Below are 12,058 nucleotides of genomic sequence, written 5' to 3'. Positions count from 1 at the left end.
GGCCCCTCCCCCGCAGCCCCGGCCGCCACCGCCGGCGTGCTGCCGCCGCTCGCCGACGAGCCGTACGACCGGGGTTCCGGCGACGCCGCGCGCTGGTGGCTGCTGACGATGTCGGCCGTCCTGCTGCCCGCGCTGCTCGCCGCGGTCCCCTTCCGCCAGGCGCGGCGCCGGCGCTAGAACCACCCGCCCGACCCCTGGGAGTGCCATGTCCACGCTGTCGCGGTACTCGGCAGGGCGCTTGCCGCGAGCCCGCCCGACCCCATGGGAGTGCCATGTCGCCTTACGCCGTCCCCCTGCTGACCACCCTCGGCGGCGCCGCCTTCGCCTTCTGCCTCGGCCGATTCCTCGGCAGAGGCCGCGTCACGGCAGAAGGGGACTACGGCAGCCAGGCGCTGTCCATCATCGGCGCGGTGCTGCTCAGCTCCTTCATCCTGCTGACCGGCTTCCAGGTCGCCGGCAGCTGGTCGGCGCTCAGCACCGCGCGTTCCGGCACCTACGACGAGGCGCGCGCGCTGACCGACGCCTACTGGGCCGCGGGCGGCCTGGCCGCAGCCGACCGCACCACCGTGCGCGGACTGCTGCGGCGGTACACCGCGGATGTCCGTACCGTTGAATTCCCCGAACTCCGCCACGGGCGGACCAGCCCCGCGACCTGGCAGGCGCTGGACCGGGTGCGCGGCGCCGTCCGCGGCGCGGTCGCCGTGCGGCCCGACCAGCAGGCGGCCAAGACCGCGGCCCAGTCCGCGCTGGCGACCGTGTACGAGACGCGCACCGACCGGGCCGCCGCGGCCAAGGCCGGGATACCCCGGATCATCTGGCTGGCGATGGTCGTCTCCGGGTCCTTCCTGGTCGCCTTCCCCGCGGTCCTCGGCCTCACCGCGACGCCGCGCCACCTCGTCGCCCTGTGCTTCGCCGCCGCGGCGGTCGCCTTCGCCATCAGCCTGACCGCCCAGCTCAACCACCCCTTCCGGGAGCCCTTCGGGGCCGGCAGGACGGCCTTCGTCTTCGCCGAGACGCGCTTCGGCCAGATGGACGCACCGCAGCGCTGACCCACGTGTCGGGGCGGCCGGCCGGGGCAGACGGGCGTTATGGCCGTACTGAGGAAATTCGCCCGTCCCCTGCTCGCCTCGGTTTTCGTCAGCGGCGGTTACGCGGCGCTGCGCCACCCCGAGGCGTCGCCGTCCGACGTGACACCGACCGCGCTGCCGTTCGCCGACCGCCTCCGGAAGCTGCCGCAGGATCCCGAGCAGCTGGCCAGGATCACCGGCGCCGTCCAGGTGGGCGCCGGGGCCCTGCTGGCGCTCGGCCGGATGCCGCGGGTGGCCGCGGCGGCGCTGGCCGTCACCCTGGCGCCGGCCGCGCTCGCGGTCGACCCCTTCTGGACGATCACCGACCCCGAGGAACGCGCCCGGCAGCGCGGCCGGTTCTTCGCCGACCTGTCGCTGCTCGGCGCACTGCTGCTCGCCGCCGCCGACACGCACGGCAAACCGTCGCTCGCCTACCGCACCAAGAGCGGCGCCCGGCACGCGACGGACGCCGTCACCGACCGGGTGCACAGGACAGGTGACGGCGTCCACTCCGCGGCGGACAGCCTGACCGGCGGCGTGCGGGACCTCGCCGACGGCGTACGCGCCCGCCTTCCGGTGAACTGAGACGCGCGGTCCGGGGAAGGCTGTGAGTGTGACGCCGGTTCGATCCGGCCGTGCGAAAGGACCAGGAGCATGATCCGTATCGGGGACATCCGCGAGTGGCGGACGCATGACGTCGTCGACCCCGACGGCCACAAGATCGGCACGCTGGAGGCCGTCTACGTGGACACCAGCACCGACGAGCCCGCGATGGCCACCGTCCAGGTGGGACTGCCCACCCGCCACCGGCTGGTGTTCGTCCCCCTGGACGACGCCCAGGTCGGGCCCGGCTATGTGAAGGTCGGCTACGACAGGGCGCTGGTCAGGGAATCACCGTCCATCGGCACCGACGACGTCCTGCCGGCCGAGGACGAGCCGGCGCTCTTCAAGCACTACGGCCTTCCCTACCAGCCCGGCGCCAATGGCGAGCGCCAGCTCGCCCGCCGCTGACCCCACGGCTCGCCCGCGCGGCCGACCGGACCGAGGAGGTACCGCGTCATGGTTCTTTTTCTGCTGCTGATCATCGTGGCGATGGTGCTGGGCCTCATCGGCGCGGTCGTCCACGGCCTGCTCTTCCTGCTGGTCCTCGGCATCGTGCTCTTCGTCGCCGACCTCGCCTACCTCGGCCGCCGCTGGCGCCGGTCGGGCCGCCGCCCGGTCCGCTAGGACTGCAGGGCAGGCGGTGGTGCTGGGGGGCGGCGAGGTCGCGGTGGCAGGGCGGGGAGACCCGGGCCGCCGCCGCGAGGAGCAGGTCGGTGAGGGTGGGGCGGGCGCGGGCCACCGCGGCGGCGGCGTCGGCGTTACGGCCGCGCGCGACCGTTTCGAGGAGTTCGCCGGCCTCGGCGGAGCGGCCTCCGGCGTGCAGCAGGTCGGCGACCAGCGCGACATCACCCGCCGCCCGCGCGGCCACCTGGTGCAGCAGGGTGCGAGAGTGCTCCCCCCGCCCGTCCGCAGCGAGGGCGAAGACCGCGTCCGCGACCGGCCGCGGCGCCATTGCCGCGATCTCCCAGAGCAGCGTCGCCACGTCCGCGGCGAGGCCGGTGCGCTCCAACTCCCGCACCACGTAGGGAATCCGCTCGGCCGGGCCTTCGGCGGCGGCGCTGAGTACGAGGTAGGCGGCGCCGCTCTCCCCCGACTGCCGCAGCCGGCCGAGGCGAGCGGCCTCGGTCCGCGCTTCCGCGGCCCACCGGGGGTCGGCGACCGGGCGCTGCGGCTGCGCGACCGGCTCGGGCGCCCCGGCGAAGCGAGCGCCCCGCGGCAAACGGGCGGCGGGCGCGCCGGGAGCGCCGGGAGCGCCGGGAAGGGCGACCGCCCCGGCTTCGGGCGCGCCCGCGAAGCGTGCCCCGCGCGGCGCGGCGGGCCTGGCCGCCTCCGGCGCGGGCGCCGCCTTGGCTGTCGGCTCGAAGGCCCCGGCGAAGCGCGCGCCCCGCGGTCGCCGTGCCGCGGGCGCGGTCTCGGGCGCGGGGGCCGGCTGCTCGGGTTCGGGCAGGGCCACGGCGGCGAGCCGCTGGTGCAGGTCCGTGCAGCGCGAGGTGGTGCGGGTCAGCTCGTCGCGGGTCCAGGCCAGCGCGTTGGCGCGGGGCACTGTGGGGTGGTGGGCGTAGGCGCGGGCGGCCTCACGGGCGCGGGAAACCGCTGTCTCGCGGGCCCGGGTGGCCACCGCGAGCCGGCCGCGCAGCCGGGCCTCGGCGTCAGGAGCGGCGTCCTCGGCGGCGAGGGCGGCACGGTGCATGGCGTACGCCCGTCCCGCCTCGCCGGGATCGACGTCGCCGGCGCCGGAGTTGACCGCGAGGTCGCGCAGCACGGTCCTGACCACGTCCCAGGGCGGCACCTCCAGCCCGGTCTCGTGGGCGCGGGCCGCGCCGGGCTCACGTTGTGCGTACAGCCCGTACCAGCCCGGCCGTTCGCCGAGCGCCGCCACCAAGGACCGGAAGTAGTACGTGAATTCCGCCGCCATCAAACCCTCCCCCGCCACGTGCCGGACCGCTGTCCGTCCGGCATTGGACACCCGGGGCGTTACGGCACTGCTACGGGCTGTTTTCCGGCGGCGACAGAATCGGCAGCCGACTCGACAGGCAAACTTGTAAGTTTTCCTGTTGATCTCCTACGGTGGCGGTATGCCGCCAGCCGATCGCGCACGTACCGCGGACGAGCTGACCACGCTGGTCGCCCAGCTGGCCAGGCGGCTGCGGGCGGTCTCCGCGCAGGCGGAGCTGACCCCCTCGCAGCAGTCGGTGCTGGGACGGCTGGGGCGGGAGGGGCCGGCGACCACGGCCGCGCTCGCCCGCGGTGAGCTGGTCAGACCGCAGTCGATGCGGATGACGCTGGCCGCCCTCCAGGAGCGCGGGCTCGTCGCCCGCACCCCGCACGCCACCGACGGCCGGCAGGTGGTGTTCTCGCTGACGGCCGAGGGCGGGGAGCTGCTCGGCTCCGGCCGGGCGGCCCGGCGCGGCTGGCTGGCGCGGGCGATCGACACCCGGCTCACCCCGGAGGAGCACCACGCCCTGGCCGGCGCCCTCCCGCTGCTCCGCCGCCTGGTGGAGTCCCCGCAAGCCGACGGCGCAGTTCCGCACCCCTACCCCACAGGAGATGTCCCCCGATGAGTGTCACCACCCTCGACTCCCGTACCGCCCTGGTCGTCATCGACCTCCAGCGCGGCATCGTCGCCCTGCCGACCGCCCACCCGGCGGACGAGGTCGTCGCCCGCAGCGCGCGGCTGGCCGCCGCCTTCCGCAAGGCGGGCCTGCCGGTGGTGCTGGTCAACGTCACCGGTGGAGCGCCCGGCCGTACCGACGGCGGCCCCGCCGCCTCCCGGGCCTTCCCCGAGGGCTGGACCGAGCTGGTCGACGAGCTGGACCGGCAGCCGTCCGACATCACCGTCTCGAAGCAGCAGTGGGGCGCCTTCTACGGCACCGGCCTCGACCTGGAGCTGCGCCGCCGCGGTGTCACCCAGATCGTGCTGTGCGGGATCTCCACCAGCATCGGTGTGGAGTCCACGGCCCGCGACGCGTACGAGCACGGCTACAACGTCACGGTGGCCACCGACGCGGTGACCGACATGGACGCCGCCGCGCACGACCGCGCCGTCACGACGATCTTCCCGCGGCTGGGCGAGACCGGCGCCGCCGCGGACATCCTGGCGCTGCTCCCGGCCTGACCGGTGGCGGCGGGGGCCGCCCGCCGCCACCGGCCCGCACCATAGTCGGCACCGCTCGAACACCGCTACGATGCCGCGCCATGAGCGACGACCTCCGCAATCTCGTCCTTGGCCTGGCCGCGGCCGCCGTCTGCGTGGCGCTCGGCTGGTTCGCCCGCACCTATCTGTGGCAGCGCAGGCTCCAGCGAAAGCGGCGCTTCTTCGGGCTGCCGAAGGACTCCGAGTGCCTGCTCGTGGTGCCGCGCGACCCGGGTCCGCGCAGTTGGAGCGTGGCGCGGCACGACGCCTTCGCACTCCTTGAGCTGGCCGCGGTGATCAAGGAGTGCGGGGCGCACGCGGAGGTGCTCGCGCACGACACGGCCTGGCAGGGCTTCGGCGCGCGCACCGAGTTCTGCATCGGCGGCCCGGCGGAGAATCTGCGGCTCGGGGCGCATCTGCGGTCGATGCTGCCGGGGATCGAGGTCAACACCGACGCGGCGCCCGGCCCCGAGCAGGGCGCGATCACGGTCGGCGGCGAGACCTACCCGCTGGAGAAGGGCGCCGTCGAGCACGTGCTGCTGGCCCGGCTCGCGGCGGCCGGCGACACGGGCAACGACCGGCCGGTCTTCCTGTCCTCGGGCCAGCGCGGTATCGCCAACCAGGCGGCCGTACGGTATCTGGCCAGGCACCACGGGCGGCTGGCCCGCAAGCACGGGGTGGACGCGACCTTCTGCCTGCTGCTGCGGGTGGTCAATTCCCAGGCATACGGCTCGGACGTGGTGGAGCTGGTGGCCGACGTCACCAAGGCGGCCACGGCGACGTCCAAGAGGCTCAGTCAGCGAGACCGATCACCAGCCACATGATGCCGGTGCCCGCGACCGTGCACAGCAGCGTGGAACTGGACGGGTGCGGGCTGTGCGCCTCGGGGAGGATGTCGGAGGTCGCCAGGTAGAGCAGGAAGCCGGCGAAGAAGCCCAGGTAGAGGCCGAGCGCGCCGGACGGGATGGTGAAGGCCAGCGTCACGGACGCGCCGACCACCGGGGCGATCGCGTCGGCGGCGAGCAGCAGCTGCGCCCGGCGGCGGCCGTTGCCGTACAGCCGGGTGATCGTGTACGTGTTGAAGCCGTCCGCGAAGTCGTGCGCGACGACCGCGATGGCGACCACGATGCCGACGGTGCTGCCGGCCTGGAAGGCGGCACCGATCGCGAAGCCGTCCATGACGCTGTGGCCGACCAGTGCCGCCGCCGCGGTGACGCCGATGCCCTTGACGGGGTCGTGCGCGTGCCCGTGGCCGTGCGCGTGCGGGGCGTACTCGCCCTCGTGGGCGCGGTGGATGGCGACCGAGCGCTCGATGATGTGCAGCGCGAGGAAGCCGGCGACGAACATCAGCAGCGCCGCGGGCACCCCGAAGATCACCCGGGGCTGGGTCTCCAGCGCCTCGGGCAGCAGATCGAATCCGACGACGCCGAGCATCAGCCCGGCGGCGAGTCCGAGGACGAGGTGGCGGCGGTCCCCGACGCGTTGGGCGACGACTCCGCCGACGAGGGTCATCGCGAAGGCGCACGCGGCTATCAGGACCGGCATGGATCGATGATCCATGACGCCGCGCGCGCCCGCGACTCAGGGTCGCCTTATCTCAGGGTGCCCTTACCTGCGACTTCTCAGCGGCGGCTGCCCGAGTCACCGATCCGGGCGGTGACGGCCTGCGCCATGATCGCCTCGCCCTTGGCGTTGGGGTGCGCGGGTGCGGCGGGCGAGGCGGGCACCAGCGGCTCGATCCAGCGGTCGGCGGGCGCCTTGCACATGTCGTGGCCGATGGTCGGCCGGTAGGTGTCGGCGTACTCGGCGCCGCCGAGCAGCGCCTCGATCCGCAGCATGGCGTTGAGCTTCTTCTCGGTGTCCCGCAGATACGGGAAGTCGCCGGCCGCGAAGGGCACGGCGGGGAAGCAGCCGACACCGTCGTCGGGCAGCAGGTCGGGGTAGCCGACCACGACGACCCGGGCACGCGGGGCCTGGCGGTGGACGGCCCGCAGCACCTGGGCGATCTTCGGGGCGGTCTTCACGACGTTGACGGTGAGCTGGTCGATGCCGCTCGCCTGGTAGTGCTGCTTGCAGGGGCTGCCGGTGGGGGCGGTGACGCTCAGACCCGCGCAGGTGGCGATGATCGAGCCGAAGCCGACGTCATTGCCGCCGATCTGCACGGTGACCAGGGTGGCGTCCCGGGTGACGGCGTCCAGTTGCGGGCCGTTGGTGCCCTGCGCCTTCCACATCTCGGCGGTGGTGGCGCCGCTGCAGCTGACGTCGGAGACGCTCGCGTAGCGCCCGGCGGCGGCGACCAGCGAGGGGTAGTTGCGGTCCGACCTGGCGCAGTTCGCGTCGACCTGCGCGGGTATGGCGGGTCCCGAGGTGTAGGAGTCGCCGAGCGCCACGTAGTGGACGGCCGGCCTGCCGTGCTGGGGACGGTGCTGCGGGCCGGGGTGGGCGGCGGCGGGGGTGACGGCCGCGGCGGTCAGCGCGAGGGCCCCGCCGAGGGCCGCGGCGCCCAGGCCCGCCGCCCGGCGGCGCACCGGCGCGGGCCGCTCGGGCGCCGCCGCCCCTGTGACCGCGCTCCTGCTGCTGCCCGTGCCAAATCTGGCGGCCATGAGGCCCCTCCCCTGCGTCGACGCTGACGTCGGTCAAGGCTCAGGGGCGCGGAGGGCGCTGTCAATGGGCCGGACACCACCGCGCCGCCCGGCGTTCACGCGGCCGGACAGCCCCGCGCCGCCCGGCGGTCACTTCGCGTGCGGCCGGGCGTCACGGGGTCGGGCGGGGGGCAGGGCGCGGGCGGCTCGGACGCGCACCGCCCGGGTGGCTCGGGCGGATCAGGTGACTCGACCGCCCAGGTCGCTCAGCTCGCGACGAGCTTGCGGGCCGCGGCGGCGATGGACGGGGCGCTGATGCCGGCCGCGTCCAGCTGCTCGGCGGGGGTCGCGGAGCCCGGCATGGTGTGGACGGCGAGCCGGGTGTGCCGCGGGGTGGGGTGGCCGTTGCCGAAGGACTCCATGACCGCGTCGGCGAGGCCGCCCTCGGGGTGGTGGTCCTCGACGATCACGAAGCGCCCGGTGTCCGCGGCGGCGGTCCGCAGCGTCCGGGTGTCGACCGGCTTGACCGAGTAGAGGTCGATCACCCGGGCGCGGATGCCGTCCGCGACCAGCTGGCCGGCGGCGGCCAGCGCCTCGTGGACGGTCACACCGGCGCCGATCAGGGTGACCTGGTCGTCCTGGTGGGAGCGCAGCACCTTGCTGCCGCCGATCGGGAAGGCGTCGCCGGGCCCGTAGATCACCGGCCCCTCGCCGCGGGTGGCCCGCAGATAGCTGATGCCGGGCCGGTCGGCCATCGCGGTGACCAGCTGCACGGTCTGGTTGGCGTCGCAGGGGTAGAGCACGGTGGTGCCGTGGATGGCCCGCATCATCGCGAGGTCCTCCAGCGCCATCTGGGACGGGCCGTCCTCGCCGATGGCGACGCCCGCGTGGGTGCCGACCACGTTGATCGCCGAGCGGCTGATCGCGGCCATCCGCAGGAAGTCGTGGGCGCGGGTCAGGAAGGCCGCGAAGGTCGACGCGTAGGGCTTCCAGCCGCGCACCCCGAGGCCGACGGCGGTGGCGATCAGCTGCTGCTCGGCGATGTAGCACTCGATATAGCGCTCGGGGTGGTCGGCGGCGAAGAGCTGCGCCTTGGTGGAGTCGCCGACCTCGCCGTCGAGCACCGCGATGTCGTCGTGCAGCGAGCCGAGCGCGGCGAGCGTCTCGCCGAAGGCGGTACGGGTGGCCACCGGGTCGCCGCCGGTGGCGTAGCGCGGCAGGGCGGTGTGCGGGTCGCCGCCGCCCCGCTTGGGCGGCTCAGCGTCGTGCGGCGGATGCACCTCGACCCGCAGGTCGCGCCGGCCGCCCAGCTCCCGTACGGCCTCGTCCGGGTCGGGCAGCGGCTTACCGTGCATGCCCTCGCGGTCCTCGACGGCGGCCACGCCCCGGCCCTTGCGGGTGCGGGCGATGATCGCGGTGGGGGCGCCGCGGGTGGTGCGGGCGGTGCTCATGGCCCGGTCGACGGCGTCGATGTCGTGGCCGTCGACCTCCACGGTGTGCCAGCCGAAGGCGCGGATCCTGCGGGCGTAGGCGTCCAGGTCCCAGCCGTGCCGGGTGGGTCCGCGCTGGCCGAGCCGGTTGACGTCGATGATCGCGGTGAGGTGGTCGAGGCCCTCGATGCCGGCGTGCTCGAACGCCTCCCAGACCGAGCCCTCGGCCATTTCGCTGTCCCCGCAGATCACCCAGGTGCGGTAGGGCAGGTGGTCGAGCCGGCTGCCCGCGAGGGCGACGCCGACGCCGACGGGCAGGCCCTGGCCGAGCGATCCGGTGGCCACGTCGACCCAGGGCAGCCGGGGGGTGGGGTGGCCCTCCATCCGGCTGCCGAGCTTGCGGAAGGTGAGCAGCTCCTCGTCGGTGATGGCGCCCACGGCCTTGTAGGCGGAGTAGAGCAGTGGCGAGGCATGGCCCTTGGAGAGGATCAGGTGGTCGTTGCCGGGATGGCCGGGCCGGTCGAAGTCGTAGTGCAGATGCCGGACGAGCAGCACCGCCATGAGGTCGGCGGCGGACATCGAGGAAGTGGGGTGCCCCGATCCGGCGGCGGCCGCGGCCCGGACCGCGTCGACCCGCAGCTGCTGGCCCAGCTCGGCGAGGTCGGCGTCGCCCATGACCGGGGTGTGGGTGGTGGTGTCGTCCATGGCCGTCTCTTTCCTCGCGGGTCGGTCCGTCCCTGCGGTGCGGCTGCCCGACCCGCGGGTCGGACAAACCGGGATTGCGTCCCACCCGTCACCCTCCGCCATGTCCGGCGGGTCGGCCAGCGCTCAGATCTCCTCGGGCAGGTCCTCCGTCACCGCGACGCCCTCGGCCCTGGGGCTGCGCCGCTCGTGCCTGGCGATCAGGTTGGCGCACCACGACAGCAGCATGCACATGCCGATGTAGACCGGCGCGATCACCATGACCACCGGGATGAACGGCAGGTCGTAGTCCAGATTGGTGGCGATGAGCTTTCCGGAGTACAGAAGCTCCTGGTAGGTGATGAGATAGCCGAGCGAGGTGTCCTTGAGCGCCACCACCAGCTGGCTGATGATGGCCGGCAGCATGGCCCGGGCTGCCTGCGGCACCAGTACGTGGGTCATCACCTGGGTCTTGCGCATCCCCAGCGCGTAGGCCGCCTCGCGCTGGCCGCGCGGCACCGCGTTGACCCCGGCGCGGAAGACCTCGGCGAGCACCGAGCCGTTGTAGAGGGTCAGGCCGATGATCAGCGCGAGCATCGGGTCCAGCTTGAGCGCGATGAAGATGAAGAAGATCATCACCAGCAGCGGCATCGCCCGGAAGAACTCCACCACCAGCGTGCTCGCCCAGCGCACCACCCGGTGGTCCGACAGCCTTCCGGCGGCGAAGACCACCCCGAAGACCAGCGAGGCGAGCGCCGCCCAGCCGAAGGCCTTGAGGGTGTTGGCCAGACCTGTCAGCAGCAGCCGCTGGATGCCCGCGTAGGTGAACGGGCGCCATTTGACGGCCGCGAACTGCCCGGTGTCGACCAGCCGGTAGACGATGAAGCCGATCAGCGCGGCCAGCAGCAGGCCGCTGATCCACGCGTACAGCCGGTGCCTGGCCAGCGCCCTGGGGCCCGGGATGTCGTAGAGGGCGCTGCTCGCGGTCACCCGGCCACCCCGAACTTCCGCTCCAGCAGGGCGAAGATCCCGGCCAGGCCGAGCGTGACGATGAGATAGCCCACCGCGATCCACACAAAGGTCCACACGATGCTGTAACCCAGTTCGTTGAGCGGTTTGTAGGTGCCGAGCAGTTCGGTGACCGAGAAGGAGCCGGCGATGGCGGAGTTCTTGGCCAGCGCGATCAGGGTCGAGCCGATCGGCGAGATCACCGCCCTGGCCGCCTGCGGCAGCACCACCAGTGACAGCGTCTGGGTGAAGGACATCCCCAAGCTGCGGGCCGCCTCGCCCTGCCCGAGCGGCACGGTGTTGATCCCGGCCCGCACCGCCTCGCAGATGAAGGCCGAGGTGTACGCGCCCAGCGCCAGTACGGCGAAGACCATGAAGGGCAGCACGACACCGAACCGCGGGAGGCCGAGCAGCACCGCGAAGAACAGCAGGGTCAGCGGGGTGTTGCGGAGCACCGTCACCCACACCGTGCCGAACACCCGCAGCGCCTTGACCGGCGCCACCCGGAAGCCGGCGATCAGCACCCCGACGGCCAGCGCGAGGGCGCCGGCGAGCAGGGTGAGCTGGACGGTGCCCCACAGCCCCTTTCCGTAGAGCGAGAAGTTGTCGGTCAGTACGCTCACACGCGTCGCCCCCTCAGTAGCGGTCCACCGGCGGCGGGGTGGGCGCGGGCACCCCTGACAGGCCGAGGGTGGCGTTGTAGGCCCGCCTCCAGTCGCCGTTGCGCTCGTGGGCGACGATGGCGTCGTCCAGCGCGGACCGCAGCGCGGTGTCGCCCTTGGACAGGCCGATCCCGTAGGGCTCCTTCGAGAACGGCTTGCCGACCACCTTCAGCTCCTTGGGGGCCTTGGCGGCGTATCCCAGCAGGATCGAGTCGTCGGTGGTCACCGCGTCGACCTGGAAGGTGAGCAGGTTGTCCACGCACACCGAGTACGTGTCATAGGTGACCGGCTTGGCCTTCGGGTAGTCGGCCTCGATGCGCTGGATGGAGCTGGAGCCGGCGGCCGAGCAGACCTTCTTGCCGTCCAGGTCGCGCGGGCCGTTGATGTCGTGCTCGTCGGTGCGCACCAGCAGGCCCTGCCCGGCCAGGTAGTACGGGCCGGCGAAGCCCACCTGCCGTTCGCGCAGCGCGTTGATGGTGTAGGTGCCGACGTAGAAGTCGATCTGGCCGTTGCCCAGCGAGGTCTCCCGGTTGGCCGAGGCGATGGCCTTGAAGCTGATCCGGCCGGCGGGGAAGCCCAGCGAGGCGGCCGTCATCCGGGCGATCTCGATGTCGAAACCGGAGTACGTCCCCGTGGCGGGGTCGCGCTCGCCGAGGTAGGGCTGGTCGTCCTTGACGCCGACGACGAGCCGGCCGCGGCGGTGGGCGCGGCTCCAGGTGGGCGAGGCGGGCAGCGAGAAGCCGGTGTCCACGTGGTAGGCGGGCAGGTCGGCGGCCCGCGGCCCCTTGACCGGCGGGCTGCCCGGCCGGCCGCAGCCGCCGGCCAGGGCGAGGGCGGCCAGCACGGGCAGGAGCGCGGCGGCGAGCCGGGCGGTACGGCGCATCAGGTTCCC

Annotated in this window: 13 protein-coding genes; 6 read left to right on the top strand and 7 right to left on the bottom strand. The window is 73.7% G+C overall.

Features of this window, described 5'->3' with window-relative positions; translation table 11 throughout:
- Positions 1 to 272: 272 nt before the first annotated feature.
- The 3 genes from V7E46_RS13410 (at position 273) to V7E46_RS13400 (ending at position 2,078) form a co-directional block, all read left to right on the top strand.
- Positions 273 to 1,049, top strand: coding sequence for a bestrophin-like domain (locus V7E46_RS13410; protein ID WP_333768620.1), 777 nt, complete (start codon positions 273 to 275; stop codon positions 1,047 to 1,049).
- 39 nt (positions 1,050 to 1,088) lie between these two features.
- Positions 1,089 to 1,652, top strand: coding sequence for a DoxX family protein (locus tag V7E46_RS13405; protein WP_333768619.1), 564 nt, complete (start codon positions 1,089 to 1,091; stop codon positions 1,650 to 1,652).
- 69 nt (positions 1,653 to 1,721) lie between these two features.
- A complete protein-coding gene (locus V7E46_RS13400; RefSeq protein ID WP_333768618.1) occupies positions 1,722 to 2,078 on the top strand; it encodes a PRC-barrel domain-containing protein in 357 nt (118 codons plus the stop codon).
- A gap of 94 nt (positions 2,079 to 2,172) precedes the next feature.
- On the opposite strand, the gene V7E46_RS13395 is transcribed toward V7E46_RS13400, so the two are convergent.
- Positions 2,173 to 3,585, bottom strand: coding sequence for a hypothetical protein (locus V7E46_RS13395; RefSeq protein WP_333768617.1), 1,413 nt, complete (start codon positions 3,583 to 3,585; stop codon positions 2,173 to 2,175).
- Positions 3,586 to 3,745: 160 nt separating this feature from the next.
- Between V7E46_RS13395 and V7E46_RS13390 the strand changes: the two genes are divergently transcribed.
- From V7E46_RS13390 to V7E46_RS13380, 3 genes are all read left to right on the top strand, one after another.
- On the top strand, positions 3,746 to 4,231 hold the full coding sequence (locus V7E46_RS13390; protein ID WP_333768616.1) for a MarR family winged helix-turn-helix transcriptional regulator: 486 nt from the start codon (positions 3,746 to 3,748) through the stop codon (positions 4,229 to 4,231).
- Positions 4,228 to 4,785 (top strand): isochorismatase family protein, encoded by a 558-nt coding sequence (locus V7E46_RS13385; RefSeq protein ID WP_333768615.1) that lies wholly within the window; start codon positions 4,228 to 4,230, stop codon positions 4,783 to 4,785. The genes V7E46_RS13390 and V7E46_RS13385 overlap by 4 nt, the downstream gene beginning before the upstream one ends.
- 80 nt (positions 4,786 to 4,865) lie before the next feature.
- Positions 4,866 to 5,627 carry a hypothetical protein gene (locus V7E46_RS13380; RefSeq protein ID WP_333768614.1) on the top strand — a complete coding sequence of 254 codons (762 nt, stop codon included), beginning with the start codon at positions 4,866 to 4,868 and terminating at the stop codon, positions 5,625 to 5,627.
- Here V7E46_RS13380 and V7E46_RS13375 read toward each other — a convergent pair.
- The 6 genes from V7E46_RS13375 to V7E46_RS13350 all read right to left on the bottom strand — a co-directional run bounded on the left by V7E46_RS13375 (position 5,596) and on the right by V7E46_RS13350 (position 12,049).
- Positions 5,596 to 6,348 (bottom strand): ZIP family metal transporter, encoded by a 753-nt coding sequence (locus V7E46_RS13375; protein ID WP_333768613.1) that lies wholly within the window; start codon positions 6,346 to 6,348, stop codon positions 5,596 to 5,598. The genes V7E46_RS13380 and V7E46_RS13375 overlap by 32 nt on opposite strands.
- A 77-nt stretch (positions 6,349 to 6,425) precedes the next feature.
- Positions 6,426 to 7,406, bottom strand: a complete 981-nt coding sequence (locus V7E46_RS13370) for an SGNH/GDSL hydrolase family protein (protein WP_443054145.1) — start codon at positions 7,404 to 7,406, stop codon at positions 6,426 to 6,428.
- 245 nt (positions 7,407 to 7,651) lie between these two features.
- Positions 7,652 to 9,490: a transketolase gene (locus V7E46_RS13365; protein WP_333768624.1), complete on the bottom strand. Its 1,839-nt coding sequence runs from the start codon at positions 9,488 to 9,490 to the stop codon at positions 7,652 to 7,654.
- A 153-nt stretch (positions 9,491 to 9,643) separates the two neighbouring features.
- Positions 9,644 to 10,486: an amino acid ABC transporter permease gene (locus tag V7E46_RS13360; protein WP_333768612.1), complete on the bottom strand. Its 843-nt coding sequence runs from the start codon at positions 10,484 to 10,486 to the stop codon at positions 9,644 to 9,646.
- Entirely contained in the window at positions 10,483 to 11,127 is a 645-nt protein-coding gene (locus V7E46_RS13355) for an amino acid ABC transporter permease (RefSeq protein WP_329173569.1), read from the bottom strand. The genes V7E46_RS13360 and V7E46_RS13355 overlap by 4 nt, the downstream gene beginning before the upstream one ends.
- Positions 11,128 to 11,140: 13 nt before the next feature.
- The gene (locus tag V7E46_RS13350) at positions 11,141 to 12,049 is read right to left on the bottom strand and encodes a glutamate ABC transporter substrate-binding protein (RefSeq protein WP_333768611.1); all 909 of its coding nucleotides are present in this window, start codon (positions 12,047 to 12,049) and stop codon (positions 11,141 to 11,143) included.
- Positions 12,050 to 12,058: the final 9 nt, after the last annotated feature.

This window comes from Streptomyces sp. IBSBF 2435, from assembly GCF_036815005.1.
Classification (GTDB): domain Bacteria; phylum Actinomycetota; class Actinomycetes; order Streptomycetales; family Streptomycetaceae; genus Actinacidiphila.
Note: the sequence above shows the minus strand (reverse complement) of the source record. Positions and strands in the feature narration are given on the sequence as shown.

Bases quoted from the DNA above. Each gene is read 5' to 3' on its own strand.
- V7E46_RS13365 (WP_333768624.1), bottom strand. From the start codon at position 9,490: ATGGGCGACGCCGACCTCGCCGAGCTGGGCCAGCAGCTGCGGGTCGAC.
- V7E46_RS13375 (WP_333768613.1), bottom strand. From the start codon at position 6,348: ATGCCGGTCCTGATAGCCGCGTGCGCCTTCGCGATGACCCTCGTCGGC.
- V7E46_RS13350 (WP_333768611.1), bottom strand. From the start codon at position 12,049: ATGCGCCGTACCGCCCGGCTCGCCGCCGCGCTCCTGCCCGTGCTGGCC.
- V7E46_RS13395 (WP_333768617.1), bottom strand. From the start codon at position 3,585: ATGGCGGCGGAATTCACGTACTACTTCCGGTCCTTGGTGGCGGCGCTC.
- V7E46_RS13385 (WP_333768615.1), top strand. From the start codon at position 4,228: ATGAGTGTCACCACCCTCGACTCCCGTACCGCCCTGGTCGTCATCGAC.
- V7E46_RS13405 (WP_333768619.1), top strand. From the start codon at position 1,089: ATGGCCGTACTGAGGAAATTCGCCCGTCCCCTGCTCGCCTCGGTTTTC.
- V7E46_RS13390 (WP_333768616.1), top strand. From the start codon at position 3,746: ATGCCGCCAGCCGATCGCGCACGTACCGCGGACGAGCTGACCACGCTG.
- V7E46_RS13400 (WP_333768618.1), top strand. From the start codon at position 1,722: ATGATCCGTATCGGGGACATCCGCGAGTGGCGGACGCATGACGTCGTC.
- V7E46_RS13380 (WP_333768614.1), top strand. From the start codon at position 4,866: ATGAGCGACGACCTCCGCAATCTCGTCCTTGGCCTGGCCGCGGCCGCC.
- V7E46_RS13410 (WP_333768620.1), top strand. From the start codon at position 273: ATGTCGCCTTACGCCGTCCCCCTGCTGACCACCCTCGGCGGCGCCGCC.
- V7E46_RS13370 (WP_443054145.1), bottom strand. From the start codon at position 7,406: ATGGCCGCCAGATTTGGCACGGGCAGCAGCAGGAGCGCGGTCACAGGG.